This is a genomic window from Streptosporangium heterodermiicola (genome assembly GCF_051390675.1).
Taxonomy (GTDB): domain Bacteria; phylum Actinomycetota; class Actinomycetes; order Streptosporangiales; family Streptosporangiaceae; genus Streptosporangium.
The window spans coordinates 33,225-48,391 of the sequence record NZ_JBPJSR010000019.1 but is presented as its reverse complement, the minus strand read 5'-3'; the positions used below and the strand labels follow the sequence as shown (position 1 = coordinate 48,391).

The window sequence follows — 15,167 nt, the reverse complement described above, 5'->3', positions numbered from 1 at the left end:
GATTTCTCGCGGGCCGGTACGGGGCCTGGCTTCGTGCGTGCCGGTTCGGCTGTTCGCGGGGCGGCACCGGCTCCCGCGGCCGGTGCGGGGGCCCGCGCCGTGGGCCCGGCGTACCGGGCGGGGGTCAGGACTTGGTGTTGAGGATCTCGGCGATGCCCTGGTCCACCGTGGCGGCCTCGGTGGCGGGGTCGCCCCCGGTGAGCACCCTGGTCAGATACTCCTTGATCAGGTTCTTGGCCTCGACCGCCGCCCAGTTGGGGGAGTTGGGGGTGGCGTGCCCGTTGGCGGCGCCCGCGGCCATCGCGGCCGTCGCCTCGTTGTCGCTCAGCACGCCGGCGAGGGAGACGCGGTTGGGCACGTAGCTCATCTCCTTGGCCATGTCGGTCTGGAACTTCTCGCCCGCGAGCGCCTTGACCACCTCGTACGCCGCCTCGGGGTTCTTCGAGGCCTCGGGGATGACCAGGTCGGAGCCGCCGGTGAACACCGCGCCCGGCCTGTCGGCGGTCTTGCCGGGGATGGGGAAGAACCCGAGCTTGCCCTTGAGGTCCGGGTTCGCCTTCTCGATCGCCACCGCGCCGCCCGGCGCGGAGATGAGCTGGGCGACGTCACCCTTGGCGAAGACGTCGGCCTGCGGCGGTTTGGCCTCGTCGGAGTCCTTGGGACCCTTGCCCAGCGCCTGGAGCTTCCGGTAGAACTCGACCCCGGCCAGCGCCTGGGGGGTGCCGAGGCCGCCCTTCCAGGTGCCGCCCTCGTTGACGGCGAGGTCGCCGCCCTCGTCCCAGACGAACCCCGAGAGGGTGTACCAGTTCTGGCCGGGCAGGTAGATGCCCTGGTCACCGCCCTTGTTGAGCTTGGCCGTGACCTCCAGCCACTCGTCCCTGGTCTTGGGCGGCGAGGTGATCGAGGCCTTGGCGAACAGGTCCTTGTTGTAGATGACCACCCGGTTCGCGGCGTACCAGGGGATGCCGTACTGGCGTCCGTCGATCTTGCCCGGCTCCGCCAGGCCGGGCAGCCAGTCGCCGCCGGCCAGGTCGGTGACCTTGTCGGTGAGGTCCTTCACCCCGCCGCTGGCGGCGTACTCGGCGACCTGGGTGTTTCCGACCTCGATGACGTCCGGGGCGTCGTTGCTGGCCAGGGCGCTGGTGACCCGCTGGCCGATGCCGTCCCACTCCTGGATCTGGATGTCGAGGGCGACGCCGGGGTGGGCCGCCAGGTAGTCGGTGCGGAAGCGGTCGAGCAGGGCGTCGGAGAAGCTGTCGCGCATGACCCACACGGTCAGGTTCGTGGAGCCCTGCCCGGTACCGGCCGAGCCGGGCGAGTCCGCGGAGGGGGACGGCTCGGAGGAGCCGCATGCGGTGAGGCCTGCGGCGAGTGTCAACACTGCCGCGGTGGCGCGGAGGCGGTACCCCATCGGTACTCCCAGAGGTCAGATATTGGTAAGTAATTGGCCTGCTCCGCATAGGGTGGCTCTTACCACTTCTGACGTCAAGACCTGTTTTTTCCAGGACGAGAGGTAACAAATAGGTAAGTTCTTGGTAAGCTGAGGTAGTGACTCTAAACATGAGGTCCGGGCTCAAGCGCGACCGGGTGCGCGATGTCCTGCTCGACTTCATCGCCGACATGAAGCCGGGTGAGGCGATCCCCTCCGAGCGGGATCTCTGCAAGGAGCTCGGGGTCTCCCGGCCCACGGTGCGCGCGGCGATCGACGATCTGGTCATGTCGGGGCTGCTCGTCCGCGAGCACGGGCGCGGCACGTTCACCGGGCCGCACCGGGTCACCCAGGCGCTCGCCTCGACCACCGGCAACTCGTTCTACGCGCCGCCCGCCGAGGGCAACTGGCTCAGCCGGATCCTGGAGTTCGGCTCCACCCCCGCGGGCGCCCGGCTCGCCACCCGGCTCCAGCTCTCCCCCGCCGACCCCGTCCTGCGGGTCGTACGGCTGCGCGTCGTCGACGACGAGCCCATGGCGATCGAGCGCATCCACCTGCCGTACGCCCTGGTCGACGGCCTCGTCCCGGCCGACATGGAGTCGGGCTCGTTCTACCGGCTGCTGCGGGAACGTTTCAACGTCGACGTCCGCGGCGCCGTGCAGACGATAGAGCCCACCGTCACCGACGAGACCGAGGCCGAGCTCCTCCACGTCCCCCAGCACGCCCCGGCCCTGCTCTTCGAGCGCACCACCCGCGACGTCGGCGGCCGGATCGTCGAGTTCACCCGCTCCATCTACCGCGGCGACCGCTACCGGGTGACGTCGGAACTGTCCTTCAACGCCGACTCCGGCTGACCTCCGGCGGGTCCCCGGATCCACCGCGGCGACCGCGCCGACTCCGGCCGGTCCCCGGCCGATCCCCGCCGGGCCGGGCCAGCCCGGACCGATCCCCGGCCCCTCCCTCACTTGATCGCGGCCAGGTCCACGACGTACATCCTCGTCCCGACCTGATAGGCCATCAGCCGGCCCAAGCCGCCGTTGGGGATGCCACTGCCCTGACGCACGCCCAGATCGGCGGACGTGCCGGTGACCCGGTCGTAGAGGGCGACGCCCTCCATGAGAACCCTCTTGTAGAACCGCTCCAGGCCGGGATCGTCGCCCGTCTGGACCTCGGGAGGCAGCGCCCGCTCCCGGGAACCGTCGCGCTCGCGGACGAAGACGCGCGGGCCGGACCCGTCGGCCGGGCCGTGGCCGTAGCACCTGTCGACGCCACACCTGACGCCGTTCTCGCCCGGTTTGATCACGGCGTCACGCCGCTTCCTCGTCTCGACGTCGACCAGCTCGGCGAAGGCGGCCCGCTTGGTGTGACGGCCCGCCCAGGGCCACTTCAGGAGGTGCTGTCCCGCGGTCCCCGGCACCGCCCGCGCCGTGCCGCCACGCAGCGGCACCCGGTACACGCCGCCGCTCTCGCGGGAGAAGGCCACGTCCCGGCCCACCACCTCCAGCGCCCTGATGTGGCCCTTCTTCATGACGTTCTCCAGCGGGACGTCGGCCACCTTCCGAGGGGCGCCGCCGCCGACGGGCACCGCCCAGATCCGGGCGACCCGCTGCCTGCCCGGTTCCTTGTACGACGCCCACCAGACGATTTCTCCGCCGCCTGTGGTGACGTCGTTGGCGTAGAGCGTCGAGTTCCGGGTCGGGATCTCGGTGATCCGCCGGGGCTTGCCGCTCTTCAGGTCGTAGCTCCACAGGAACTGTCTCCTCCCGTCGCTCGCCCCCGTCATGACGAGCAGCGTGCGGTCGTCGAGAAGCGACCGCGGGTAGTAGGCGCGGCCGTCGGGCAGCTTGGCGGGGATCTTGTGCAGGGCCCGCGGCCACACCTTCTCGATGGGCGGCGGCAGCTTCTCCTCCGGTACCGGGGGCGGCTGCGGCGTCGGTCCCTGCGTACCCGTGGCGTTCGCCGCGGGCTGTCGCACGGCCGACGAGCCCAGGGTCCGCACCGCCGTACCCGCCCCACCGGCCACCACGACCACGGCCATCGCCGCGAGCAGCGCGGCGGGCGCCCGCCGGGGGCGGCGGCGTGCCCCGACCGCCGCGGACAGCCTGACCCGCGCCCGCTCGGGCACCTGCTCCGCCGCTCCGGCCAGGACGCGGATCAGCTTGTCTTCGATGTCGGTCATCGCGTGCTCCCGTGGGCCGCCGGTGAGGTGGAGAGGGAGGACCGCAACTTGTCCAGGCCGCGGGAGGCCTGGCTGCGCACGGTCCCCGGGGAGATGCGGAGCACCTCGGCGATCTCGGCGTCGGTCAGCTGCTCGTAGTAGCGGAGCACCAGCACGGCGCGCTGTCTGCGGGGCAGCGCGGCCAGCTCGTGCCAGAGTCCCCGGTCCTCCTCGGAGGGGAAGACCGCCTCCCAGGTCCGCTCGGGAGGCTCCCCGGTGAGATGCTCGCGCCTGCGCCGCCGCCAGATGCTGATGTGCAGCCGCGCCATCGTCGTCCGGGCGTAACCGTGCGCGTCGGTCTTGCATCGCACCCTCGGCCAGGCGTCGCGCAACCGGGCCAGCACCTCCTGCGTGAGATCGGCGGCGTCGTGCGGGTTGCCGGTCAGGACGTACGCGTAGCGGAGCAGCGCCTCACCCCGTTCGGCCACGAAGTCGTCGAAACCGGGTTCGTCGTCCACATGCCGTCCCTTCTCCATCGTCACCGCATAGACGCCGAAGGGCCCGGAAGTGTTGCAGCGCGCCACCTATGCGCACGAACCCCGCTGGATGTCGGCGGGCGGCTCGGCTACGTTCGTTCAGGTGACGATCAGCCCGGCTGTCCCGGTCCGGGGCCGCCCGCCTCTCGCGGGCCGGCCTCGATGACATCCCTCGACGAACTGGTGGTCCGGGCGCGCTCCCTCGTACGAGAGGGACACCGCGCGCTGCTCGGCGTCACCGGAGGCCCGGGGGCGGGCAAGACCACCCTTGCAGAACACCTGGTCCGCCTGCTGCGGCCGTCGCCTCCCGAGGGGCTGCCGGAGCGGGAGTGGGTGGCGTACGTGCCGATGGACGGCTTCCACCTCGCCGACGTCGAGCTCGACCGGCTCGGGCGCCGCGACCGCAAGGGCGCCCCCGACACCTTCGACGCCGCCGGGTACGCGGCCCTCCTGCGCCGCCTGCGCGAGGACGAGGACGACGTGGTCTACGCGCCCGCGTTCGAGCGCGACCTGGAGCAGCCGATCGCGGGCAGCATCCCGGTCCGCCGGGCCGCCAGGCTCGTCGTCACCGAGGGAAACTACCTGCTGCTCGACCAGGGCGACTGGGCCCGCGTGCGGGCCGGGCTGCACGAGGTCTGGTACTGCGACCTCGACCCGGACGAGCGCGTGCGCCGCCTCGTCTCCCGGCACGAGCGCTTCGGCAAGACCCCCGACGCCGCCGTGGCCTGGGCGCTGGGAACCGACCAGCGCAACGCCGACCTCATCGCCACCACCCGCTCCCGCGCCGACCTCGTCGTCCCCGACGCCGTCCTGCGCTCGATCGACGACCGCGAGACGGGACCGGGCTGACGGGGTTCGGCTGACACGGCGAGGCCGGGCCCGGTGAAGCGGGTGCCGACGCGCGGGAAGGCTATCCGGAGTCCCTCATCGGCCTCCCGGCCCTCTCGATGACCTCCTCGGTGCTGAGCGGGTCCTTGGGATGATGGCTCAGGCACATGGGGATCCGCACCTTCGCGAACGCCGCCCCCGCGGTCGCCGCGTAGAACTCACCCGTCCGCAGTCGTGAGATGTCGGTGACGTCGCTCCCCTTGGCCTGGGCCATCTCCCTCGCGGCGGAGATCTGGATCGGGCTGTTCAGCAGGCCGAAGAACTGGGTCGCGGCGTTCCCCGGGATCCGGTTGTGCAGTCCCTTGGGCGCCTGGGTCGCGAACACGAGACCGAGCCCGTACTTGCGGGCCTGGGAGGCCAGGGCCAGCGTGCTCTGCGTGCAGGCCGTCATCGTGCCGGACGGTGCGAACGTCTGGGCCTCGTCCATCACGAACAGTCCGCCCAGCGGCCGGTCACCGGCCGGGTTCTTCTTGATCCAGGCGAACAGGGCCATCTGCAGCTGGTTCACGAAACTCTGCCGCTGGTAGTCCGACTGCAACCCGACGAGGCTGATCACCGAGACGCGGGCCTTCTTTCCCGGGGGCGGGGTCAGCAGGAGCCCGGGGTCCATCGGCACGCCCTCGCCGCCGAACATCGGGTCGTTGACCATGGCCGCGGTCAGGCTCTGGGCCAGGTCGGCCGCGATCCTCTCCGCGTTGTCGAGCTCGCTCACCCCGTCGGGCAGCGCCGACAACATCGCGATGTAACCCCTGAGGCCGCCCGCCCCCCGCCGCCCGTAGTGCCTGAGCGTCTCCCTGAGCACCGCCTGTCCGAGCTGGGCCTTGGCCGTCCTCGCCTCCAGCTTGACCCGCGGCACGATGGACGCGACGGCCACCTCGACGGCCTCGTTGAACTCGTCGGGATTGTCGACGACGCTCGCGAAGTCGGGGAGGGGCTGGAAGCTGAGGGGACGGCCCATGCTGCGGCGCGGCGTCCAGACCACGACATCGGTCCCGGCCAGGTACTCCTCGGCCCTCGCGGCGTCACCGGCGTCCCAGTGCGCCGGCGCGTGCGGCCACGGGTCTCCCAGGCGTGCGAGGTCGTTGTTGGGATCGAGCACGATGGCCGACACGCCCTGGAGCGCGCACTTCTCGACCAGGCGGCGGATGAGCACGGTCTTCCCCGACCCGGATCCGGCGAAGATCGCGGTGTGTTTCCTGAACGACTCCAGGTCGATGTCAAGGGATGTGCCGTCGGCCACCGCCCTGCCGAGCGCGACGGACGGCGCGCGGCTCGCGTCGGGCCTCGTACGTGGCCCCGCGCCCGGTCCCACGGGGTGTTCCTCGGCGTCGGTGTGTCCGTGCCCGGCCTCGACGGGCACGGTGGCGTGCCCCGGCGCCTCGGTTCCTTGGGAGGCGGCGCGGCCGGACGGCTGATCAAAGGTGGCGGGGGGAGGCGGCCCGTCGAGGCCGGGGCCCTGACCGGGAACGGTCCACTCGTCACCCAGTGCCTCGCCGAACATCTTGACGTCACCGGTGGGCTTCCGCGAGACGAGCCACGCCCGCAGGTTCGCCGGATCCTCGGCGAACAGGTCTCGGAGCGCCGCGAGGATCCTGAGATCCTCGTCGTCCACACGGAGCACCCTGCCGCCCGTCCGCTCGAACTCCGCGAGGACCTCGCGGGTGCGCGGCCCCTTCGCCCACTCCGCGTTCCGCAGCACGAACAGCTTCCGCTTCGGGACCTCGGCGTCCAGGCCCGCCGCCACCGAGGCACCGCGCAGGCGGACCAGCGCGGCGTTGCCGTGCGTGGTGGCGATCGCGCGGAAGCACCAGTGCGCCTCGTCCTCGGTGGTCTCGTCCAGGCTGCGCCGCAGGCGCGCGTGCAGGGGAGGCTTCGCGCTCGGTGGGGGGTCCTGGCCGAACACCCGTCCCGCGTCGCCCCGCTCGACGATCCAGGCGTCCAGCCCCGCTGCCAGCAGGGCTGGCATCGTCGTGTCCTCGGTGGTGGAACCGGTCGCCGAGGTCACGTCCGCGCTGTCCCTCAGCTCGGCGAAGCGGACGTCCAGCGCCGCGAGGTCCTGCGGGGATACCGGGGGCCTGTGAACGACGACCGGGCCCGGCGTGGGGGAGGAACGGAGGCTCTCCAGTTCCCTGACCTCGCCGTCGGCCAGGCAGGAGTGGAGGTGCCGGTCGACGATCTTCAGCAACTCCCGGGGGGTGAAGTCGGGGGCGTCCTCGAACGCGGACGGCCGCACCGGCCACGTCGGGTAGGGCAACGTGAAGTCGAGCTCCCGGAACGGCGCCGCGAACCGCCGCTCGACCAGGGCGCGGCCGACCTTGGCGTCGGGGATGGTCATGAGCTGGACCGTCTGCCGGAACCGGTCTCGGACGGTGCCGGTGGCAAGCTTCTCGACGAGGATCCAGGTCGCCGGAAGGCAGGAGACGACCGTCAGCGTCCTGCGGGTGACCTCCCGCAGTGACATCAGCCCGCCCGCGATCTGCTCGACGACGAGGGCCTCGCGCCAGTCCTGCTCCGAATCACTGACACCGGCGAGCGAGGACTGCGCGATGAGCATGTCGATCTGGTCGATCGCGATCACGGAGGGGCCGGTGAGCGCCATGAGCCGCGAGATGTCCCTCACGATCTCCTGCGGCGACTTCTCGCCCCGCCGGAGGCCCCACGAGGCGCGCTCGCCCGGCTCCTCCTCGGGGATGGAGGACAGGTAGGCGAATCCGATGTCCTGTGCCGTCAGGTCGTCGGAGGCGACCAGCACGAGCGCCCGCGCGGTGTTCTGGCTCTCCCGGCCCAACGGCCCGTCGAAGCGGCGCAGCGCCTCGACGAAGGCGTCGAGGGCCTCCCTCGTCAGCGCCGTGTTCCCGGTCACCGCGCGCCGCACCATCCGGGGGACCTCGACCAGCGACGACAGGCGGTCCAGGAAGACCTTGAGCTGGCTCGCCCCATCCTCCTGGGCTTTACGGGAGAGGCTGTCGAGCATCGACACCACGACGCTCTCCCAGAAGCTCCTGGCGTCCAGCAGGCTCACCAGGAAGAAGTATCCGCCCTCCCGCAGCACCCGGTCGCGCGCCCAGCCCAGCAGGTGCGTCTTGCCGGTGCCCCGCTGGCCCTGGACGACCACGCCGATCGGGCTCGCGGCACGGCTCTCCCCGGCCTCGCCCAGCCCGTCGAGCAGGAGCTGGCCGGTGTGGCGGTGCAGGCCCCTCACGTGGAACGGCGAGGTGTTCCACACGTCGTCGGGGACCATCGCCGAGTTCAGCCTGAGCTTGAGCTCCGCCAGTGCTCTGCGCTCGTCGTCCTTCATCGCGCCTCGATCCAGAGGAGGTGCTTCTCCTGCTCGCCGATGGTCACCGCCGCGTCCCTGTCTTCCCTGGAGAGCATCTTCTGGTTGTCCTCGGGGACGATGTTCACGTCCGGCATGCGGTTCATCCGGACGAGAGCCTCATCGACCGTCGCCCTCGCCACCTCGCCCAGGAGCGGGCGGAGCTTCGTGAGGCTCACCCAGGCGCCCGGCTTGGCGGCCAGCTCGCGGTAGGCGGCACGAATCCGCTCCTCGACGTCCGGCGCGGGAGTCGCGGACGACGGCGCGGGGGTGGCGGGGTCCTCCGAGGAGGCCGCGGGTGCCGGGTCGGTGTTCTCCGCGAAGACGTCGGCGAGGCTGCGGTCGGTTCGCTCCATGAATCCCTGCAGCCCGGACAGGACGGCGCGGAGCGCGCTCCCCGCGGAGCCCGAGCGCTGCGGGATGACGACCCCGGCGCGGAGCTCGTCGGTCAGGCAGGCCCACCCGTCGTCGGTCAGCACGTGGAAGAAAGCGCCACGCTTCCCTTTCCGGCTCTCCACCAGCTTCAGGTCGTTCAGGTTCTGACGTGGTTCTCCGGTGAGCGTCAGGCCGTGACGTTCCTGGAGCTCCACATTGGAGATCTCTCGCCCCTCAACCATCAACACCAGGAGCGCGGTGATCTCCGGCAGCGAAAGTGCTTTATCGGGCATGTTTCAGTCCTTCCAACACACCGGGGCGACGGCCCCGGAGAAATCGCCTTATCTGGTGAAGCACGGTTTCCGTATCGGTCGTCACCTGCGCGTTGGTGAAGCGCAGCACCGCGTAGCCGTCGAGCTGGAGCCGTACGTCCCGTTGCCGGTCCGCCGCGTACGCGAGCGCGGAGCGGTGCTCGGGCCCGTCGATCTCGATGACGCACCGCTCGTCCCGCCAGAGCAGGTCCACCCGGATCGGGTTGACGAGCGGGTGCGGCCGGTGTGTCTGGTTCCACGCCCGCCCGGCCGCCCAGTCGCACGCGGCCAGCGCGGTCTCCAGCGTCCGCTCGGCGACGCTCGCCGGATGCGGCCTCCCCGCCACGGGCGGGTACGTGGCCATGGGCGCCGTACGGGCGTCGGGCCGTGGTGCCGGTGGTATCGGCGGTGCCGGTAGGCCGCGTACGAGGTCCGTCACCTCGGCCGGCAGTCGCAGAGGCGTCACGGCGATCCGGTCCACGGTGGTCAACGGGGCGCCGGTGAGCCAGACGCCCAGGTCGCCGTGGTGGGCCAGCCATTCGCATCCCGTGACGAGGGCCTCCTCTGCGGCTGGGGAAAGATCCGCCGGCACGTGTACGAGGACCGCCGCGCGGGATCGGCCGAAGCTGGCGGCGATCACCCGCCCGAGACCGGCGGCCCGTACCTCGGCCGCGAACCAGGGGGAGCGTCGCGCTCCGGCCGGTCGCCCTCGTCGCGCGAGAGGCTCGGCACCGCGAAGCGCGCGCTCGGCGAGGTCGGCCAGGAAGGGGCCGAAGTGCTCGGTCGAGGACGCGGCCCGCAGCGCCAGCACGCGTACGGCGCGCCCGCCCGCGCCCCCGGGGCCGCCGATGTTCTCCGCGCCCGGCAGCCATGCCGGAAACAGGCCGACGGCGGCCTTTTCAAGCTCGCGCAATACCGAGGAGACCATTTCCGTCGCGGATCGGGTGTCGCCCGCGAAGTAGGTGACAATCGCCGGAGCGTCATCGGGAAGCGGGTCGATGGAAAGGGCGACGGCGTCGGCGTCCGCGCCGTGAACGCGCACGACGCGTCCTATCGGCAGCTCCGCCCATGATCCTGCCACGCCACTTCCCTTTTCGCGCGATGAGACCTCGCGAGGTTATAGGCCGGTGCCGGGTAATGCAGGCGCTTTGCCGGAAGCGATAAAATTCGTCCGCTTTTAGTGCCGGGAATTTCGTATTTGAGGGGATTTATCCCTCGGCTTTGCCGGCGGCTGGGCCCGGAGATCGCCGAGGACCTGGTCGGCGAGACGTTCCTGGTCGCCTTCGCCCGCCGGGACCACCGGGTTCAAGGGCATGGTGGACGCGCTCGGCGGGGTGGAGGTCGATCTGCCGCGGCCGGTGGACGACCGCAAGGCGAGGCTGCGGCTGCCCGCGGGAAAGCAGCTTCTCGACGGCGAGCAGGCGCTGGGCTATGTGCGGCTCCGAAACTTCGGCGACGGGACCGACCTGGCGCGAATCAAGCGCCAGCACCGGTTGATGCACACGCTGGTCATGAGGGTGAGAGGTCTGCTGGGCGAGCCGGCGAGGCTCTCCGCCCTCCTCGCCGAGGTGAGGAAGTCCGTCAGGACCGACGCCGGGCTCGACCTGGGGACGATGTACGCCATCGCCCGGAGCATGGCGAAGCTCAAGCCGGGCTCGGTGACGTTCTCCACGGTGCCCACCCGCCCGCATCCCGATGATCCGAACCGTCTCATGTGGGACCGGTCCGCCGCCGAGCTGCTGTTCGCCGGGATCAGGAGGGACGCCGGGTGAGCCAGAGGGCCCTTGCTTTCGGGTGGCAGTGGGAACATAAGTGGACAAAACGGTCGGCCGTGCCGAATGTGGCTCGGTGCGAGTTTTGATGGTCGAGGTGGTTCGTCTTTCCGGAAAAAAGGCGATATCTCCGTCGAATCATCCGCACGTCATGGGAGAACCCATGTCCGTTGCCCGCTGTATCGCCACCGCCGCCCTCGCCGCCCTCGTGGTGGCGCTCGCCGCGCCGGTCGCGTCCGCCGCTCTCATCCCGCCCCGGCCCGCCGTGGCGGCCGACTGCTCCCTCTTCGGGAAGGTGACCGTCAAGAAGGGGGATCGTACGGAGACCTGGACGTGGGGGCCGGGCTACCAGAGCTATCTCAGCAGTGAGAGCAACTCCCGGACGTTCACGGAGAGCATGTGACGTTCACGCAGGCTCCATGAGGGGCCGGCCGGGATGTGCCGTACGCGAGGACGCGTCCATCGGTCGTACGTGGGGCGCGACCGATGGACGCCTTCTCGCCGACGCGGCCCTCCGGCTCAGGTCGGGTGCTGACGGCTCCGGCTGGGCGCTCGCCTCTGGCCGGGGGCTCGCGGTTCCGGCCGGTGAGGTGGGAGCCTTGAGCACCCAGCCACCCAGCCACCTGGATTCCCGGTCAATCTCTGACCATGGGCCTGAAATGGTCATTTCTTGGCAGCGCGTCACCGTCCCTCGGGGGTGAGCCCGTCCGCCGGCCGTAGCGTCGAACGATGGAGATCGACGTGGCGTCGTCCCGCCCGGACGAGAAGGCCGCCCTGACGCGCCGGGTGACGGCCGATCGAGCGGGCGCATGAGCGGCCCGGGGAACGGGCGGTACGGCACCGGCCCGTTCCCGCACACCCGGGACGAACCCTCCCCGCTCTCCCGGAACGAAACACTCCACGGCGAGGCGTCCCAGAGCCAGGCCCAGAGCCGGGCCCGGGAACAGGCCCAGGACCAAAGCCAGAGCCAGAGCCAGAGCCAGGCTCGGGGAGTCTGGGGTGAGTCGTCGCGGCGTGTGCCGTCCCAGGGCGGGCTGCTCAGGGGGCAGGTCGTGGTGATCGCCAGGGAGCCGGTCTCCGGGAAGGTCAGGTCCCGGTTGACCCCGCCCTTCACCGAGGGCGAGGCCGCCGCGCTGGCCGCCGCCGCCCTTGAGGACACGCTGCGCGCGGTCGCCCGAGTCCCGATCGCCCGGCGCGTGCTCGCGCTCGACGGAGCCCCGGGACCCTGGCTCCCGCACGGGTTCACGGTGCTGCCCCAGCGCGGGAACGGGCCGGACGAGCGGCTCGCCGCGGCCTTCGACGACGCCCACCGGCTCCTGCCGGGACCGGTCGTGCTCATCGGCATGGACACCCCGCAGGTCACTCCGGACATGCTGGTCTACGCCCTGTCCCTGCTCGGCGCCTACGACGCGGTGTTCGGCCCGGCGGCGGACGGCGGGTTCTGGCTGCTCGGGCTGCGCGTTCCCGACCCCGCCCTCCTGCTCGGCGTACCGATGTCGGAGCCGACCGCCGGTGAGGTCCAGCTGCGGAGGCTGGGGGAGGCCGGGTTGAGCGTCGCGCTGATGCCCCGCCTCACCGACGTGGACACCGCGGCGGACGCGTTCGTGGTGGCCGCGCAGGCTCCACGGTCCTTCTTCGCCGCCGCCCTCGCCAGGATGAGCGCGCTCCGGTGAACGGGCCGCCGGAAATCCGTACGGGAGCTCGCGAAGCCGGAAAGCCGTACGGAAACCCGCGAAGCCGGAGAGCCGTACGAAGCCTGTGAAGCCCTACGGGAGCCGGGAAAACCGGGAAGCCGTACGAGATCTAGAAAAGTGTCGGAGCGATGTCCTCGCGGGCCCGTTCCAGTTCGCCTGGTTCGAAGAGCCGGATCACGCCGTACGTGCCGTCGTACCCCGGTTCCCGGATCACCTCGCCGCGGCGCAGCCGTCCGACGGCCTCCGCGAGCGGCGGTGAGTGGGCCGCGATGTCGTCGACCGGCGCGTCCTCCAGGATCCTCAGCTCGGGGCCCAGGGCGGAGGTGAGGTCGTCGACCTCCTTGAGGACCTTCTTGCTCTTCGGCCCCACGTCGAGGATCTCGCCCACGATCTCCGGCAGCGGTACGAGGTTGCGGAAGCCCGCGACGCCCTCCGGCCGGAAACCGTCGGGCCGGTCGGCCAGTTCCTGGACCCGGCTCAGCACGCCCACCGTGAGCGGTTTCCCGCACACGGGGCAGATCCCGTCGCGCCCGCGCGTCTCCTCGGGGTCCATCCGGACGTCGCACTTGCGGTGCCCGTCGACGTGGTACTTGCCCTCCTCGGGGAAGAACTCGGTCGTCCCGGCGTACCCGCTCCCGGTCTGGAGCGCCCGCAGGACGGCGAAGTAGTCGAGGTCGGTCTCGAACACCGTGGTCTCGCGGCCGACCATGGGCGGTGAGTGGGCGTCGGAGTGGCTGACCAGCCGGTAGCGGTCGAGGGCGGAGACCCGCCAGTTCATGGCCGGGTCGCTGGACAGGCCGGTCTCCAGCGCGAAGATGTGCCCGGAGAGCTCGCCGTAGCACTCCTCGATCGTGTCGAACCCGGACTTCGAGCCGAAGACGCCGAACCACGGCGTCCAGACGTGGGCGGGCACGAGGTAGGCGCCGTCGCCGCTGCTCAGGGTGATCTCCAGCAGGGCGCGGGAGTCCATGCCGAGGACGGGCCGCCCGTCCGCGCTCAGGTTGCCGATCCGGTCGAGCCTGGCGTTGAACGCCGCGGCCTCGTCGAAGCCCGGCATGTAGACCAGGTGGTGGATCTTGCGGGTGCGCTCGCCGCGCCGGTAGATCGTGGAGACCTCCGTGGACAGCATGAACCGCACCTGGCCGGGGAGCACCCCGGCGGGCGGCGGCCCGAGGGCGTCCAGGCCGATCTCCTCACGCAGCCGGAACAGCCCCGGCTCCGCGGGTACGAGGTTCTCGCGCAGGTGCTCGAACCACGCCGGATGCGTGAAATCGCCGGTGCCCATCAGCGCGATGCCCTTGCGCCGGGCCCACCATGTCAGATGTTCCAGATCGCTGTCTCTGCTGCAGGCACGGGCGTACTTCGAGTGGATGTGCAGGTCAGCATGGAAACGCATCCATAACATTCTGCCACAGGCCAGATACGGAACGGTATTCGCCGATAAAGATCCACGACCTTCTGAATTTCCCATATCGTTCTCGGAAAACGGGGAACGGATGGTGAGGGCATGACCAGGCACGAGGATGTCCCGGTGGGCATCGATCCGAGCGTCCCGAGCGTCGCTCGGATGTACGACTACTATCTCGGAGGCAAGGACAACTTCGCCTCCGACCGCGAGGCCGCCGAACAGTTCATCCGGGTGATGCCCGGCATCCGGGAGATGGCCCGGGACAACCGGGCGTTCCTGTCGCGGGTCGTCGAGCTTCTCGCGCGCCAGGGCGTACGGCAGTTCCTCGACATCGGGTCCGGGCTGCCGACGCGCGACAACGTGCACCAGGTCGCCCATCGCGTCGCGCCGGAGAGCCGGGTGGTCTACGTCGACAACGACCCCATCGTCCTGACGCACGGCCGCGCGCTCCTGGAGGACAACCCCTTCACCTCGGTCGTCCAGGCCGACATGCGGGAACCCGAGGAGCTCCTGGCGCATCCGCAGATCGAGGGCGTCATCGACTTCACCCGGCCCGTCGCCGTGTTGATGATCTCGATGCTGCACTTCATCCCCGACGACGCCCTGGTCACCCGCATCATGTCCGCGATCCGCGAACGGCTCGTTCCGGGCGGCCACCTGGTCGTTACGCACGCCTTCGCGGGCGAGGTCAGCGCGGAGGTGCACGAGGCCGGGCAGAAGGTCTACCGGTCGACCAGCGCGGGGGCCCTCACCTCGCGCGGCCCGGAACAGCTGACCGAGCTGATGAGCGGAATGGGGATGGATCTGCTGGAGCCGGGGGTCGTGCCGGTGGAGGCGTGGCGGCCCGAGTACGACGAGGACGTCACCGTCGACTTCACCAGGCCCGGCATCCTCGGAGTCGTCGGACGACTCTGACCGCCCCCGCCACCCCCGCCACCCCGGCCCCGCCACCACCCCGGTCCCGGCCTCGCCCGCACCCGGCCGCGCCGTCCCCGGACCCGTCGGCTCCGCTCCGGCCTTGCCGCTGCCCGCGCTCGACGGCGTCGTGGTCCGGCGGAGGTGCGTGAACCTCGATGGTCCCGTCACGGCCACGGCCCTTCTCACTTCCGCGAGCCGGGTACGCGTGAGATAGACGAAACACTCGCCCGCCGCGCCCGGGGTGGTCGATCCCGCCCGCGCTCCCGGCCTCGACCGTGGTTTCCGGTTTCGTCCGCGCCCCTCGGGACCCCTCGGCGCCCCTTCCGCCGGCCTCTCCGCGGCTCCCGGATCCTGCCTTTGGC

General features: G+C 71.0%; 12 protein-coding genes and 1 pseudogene. 6 read left to right on the top strand and 7 right to left on the bottom strand.

Annotation, left to right across the window (positions count from 1 at the left end):
* Window positions 1-124 precede the first annotated feature (124 nt).
* The gene (locus ACSC1Q_RS32690) at window positions 125-1,381 is read right to left on the bottom strand and encodes an extracellular solute-binding protein (RefSeq protein ID WP_436762648.1); all 1,257 of its coding nucleotides are present in this window, start codon (window positions 1,379-1,381) and stop codon (window positions 125-127) included.
* 167 nt (window positions 1,382-1,548) lie between these two features.
* Between ACSC1Q_RS32690 and ACSC1Q_RS32685 the strand changes: the two genes are divergently transcribed.
* The gene (locus tag ACSC1Q_RS32685; protein ID WP_436762557.1) at window positions 1,549-2,283 is read left to right on the top strand and encodes a GntR family transcriptional regulator; all 735 of its coding nucleotides are present in this window, start codon (window positions 1,549-1,551) and stop codon (window positions 2,281-2,283) included.
* Between the two features lie 107 nt (window positions 2,284-2,390).
* On the opposite strand, the gene ACSC1Q_RS32680 is transcribed toward ACSC1Q_RS32685, so the two are convergent.
* Complete coding sequence (locus tag ACSC1Q_RS32680) at window positions 2,391-3,608, bottom strand: TolB family protein (RefSeq protein ID WP_436762556.1); 1,218 nt, start codon at window positions 3,606-3,608, stop codon at window positions 2,391-2,393.
* Window positions 3,605-4,105, bottom strand: coding sequence for a SigE family RNA polymerase sigma factor (locus ACSC1Q_RS32675; protein ID WP_436762555.1), 501 nt, complete (start codon window positions 4,103-4,105; stop codon window positions 3,605-3,607). Before ACSC1Q_RS32675 ends, ACSC1Q_RS32680 begins: the two co-directional genes overlap by 4 nt.
* A gap of 180 nt (window positions 4,106-4,285) precedes the next feature.
* On the opposite strand from ACSC1Q_RS32675, the gene ACSC1Q_RS32670 reads away from it, so the two are divergent.
* On the top strand, window positions 4,286-4,972 hold the full coding sequence (locus ACSC1Q_RS32670; protein ID WP_436762554.1) for a nucleoside/nucleotide kinase family protein: 687 nt from the start codon (window positions 4,286-4,288) through the stop codon (window positions 4,970-4,972).
* Window positions 4,973-5,033: 61 nt separating this feature from the next.
* Here the strand turns inward: ACSC1Q_RS32670 and ACSC1Q_RS32665 are convergent, their stop codons facing one another.
* The 3 genes from ACSC1Q_RS32665 to ACSC1Q_RS32655 are packed head-to-tail and all read right to left on the bottom strand — an operon-like array spanning window position 5,034 to window position 10,094.
* Window positions 5,034-8,309 (bottom strand): helicase HerA domain-containing protein, encoded by a 3,276-nt coding sequence (locus tag ACSC1Q_RS32665; RefSeq protein ID WP_436762553.1) that lies wholly within the window; start codon window positions 8,307-8,309, stop codon window positions 5,034-5,036.
* Window positions 8,306-8,995, bottom strand: coding sequence for a hypothetical protein (locus ACSC1Q_RS32660; RefSeq protein WP_436762552.1), 690 nt, complete (start codon window positions 8,993-8,995; stop codon window positions 8,306-8,308). The genes ACSC1Q_RS32665 and ACSC1Q_RS32660 overlap by 4 nt, the downstream gene beginning before the upstream one ends.
* Window positions 8,985-10,094 (bottom strand): endonuclease domain-containing protein, encoded by a 1,110-nt coding sequence (locus ACSC1Q_RS32655; RefSeq protein WP_436762551.1) that lies wholly within the window; start codon window positions 10,092-10,094, stop codon window positions 8,985-8,987. The genes ACSC1Q_RS32660 and ACSC1Q_RS32655 overlap by 11 nt, the downstream gene beginning before the upstream one ends.
* 229 nt (window positions 10,095-10,323) lie before the next feature.
* On the opposite strand from ACSC1Q_RS32655, the pseudogene ACSC1Q_RS32650 reads away from it, so the two are divergent.
* The 3 genes and pseudogenes from ACSC1Q_RS32650 to ACSC1Q_RS32640 form a co-directional block, all read left to right on the top strand.
* Window positions 10,324-10,785: pseudogene (locus ACSC1Q_RS32650) on the top strand (LCP family protein); the annotation flags it as partial.
* Between the two features lie 163 nt (window positions 10,786-10,948).
* Entirely contained in the window at window positions 10,949-11,188 is a 240-nt protein-coding gene (locus ACSC1Q_RS32645; RefSeq protein ID WP_436762550.1) for a hypothetical protein, read from the top strand.
* A 406-nt stretch (window positions 11,189-11,594) separates the two neighbouring features.
* Window positions 11,595-12,458: a TIGR04282 family arsenosugar biosynthesis glycosyltransferase gene (locus ACSC1Q_RS32640; protein WP_436762549.1), complete on the top strand. Its 864-nt coding sequence runs from the start codon at window positions 11,595-11,597 to the stop codon at window positions 12,456-12,458.
* 130 nt (window positions 12,459-12,588) lie between these two features.
* Here the strand turns inward: ACSC1Q_RS32640 and ACSC1Q_RS32635 are convergent, their stop codons facing one another.
* A complete protein-coding gene (locus tag ACSC1Q_RS32635) occupies window positions 12,589-13,875 on the bottom strand; it encodes an endonuclease Q family protein (RefSeq protein WP_436762548.1) in 1,287 nt (428 codons plus the stop codon).
* A gap of 111 nt (window positions 13,876-13,986) precedes the next feature.
* Here ACSC1Q_RS32635 and ACSC1Q_RS32630 point away from each other — a divergent pair, with 111 nt between their 5' ends.
* Complete coding sequence (locus tag ACSC1Q_RS32630; RefSeq protein ID WP_436762547.1) at window positions 13,987-14,802, top strand: SAM-dependent methyltransferase; 816 nt, start codon at window positions 13,987-13,989, stop codon at window positions 14,800-14,802.
* Window positions 14,803-15,167: the final 365 nt, after the last annotated feature.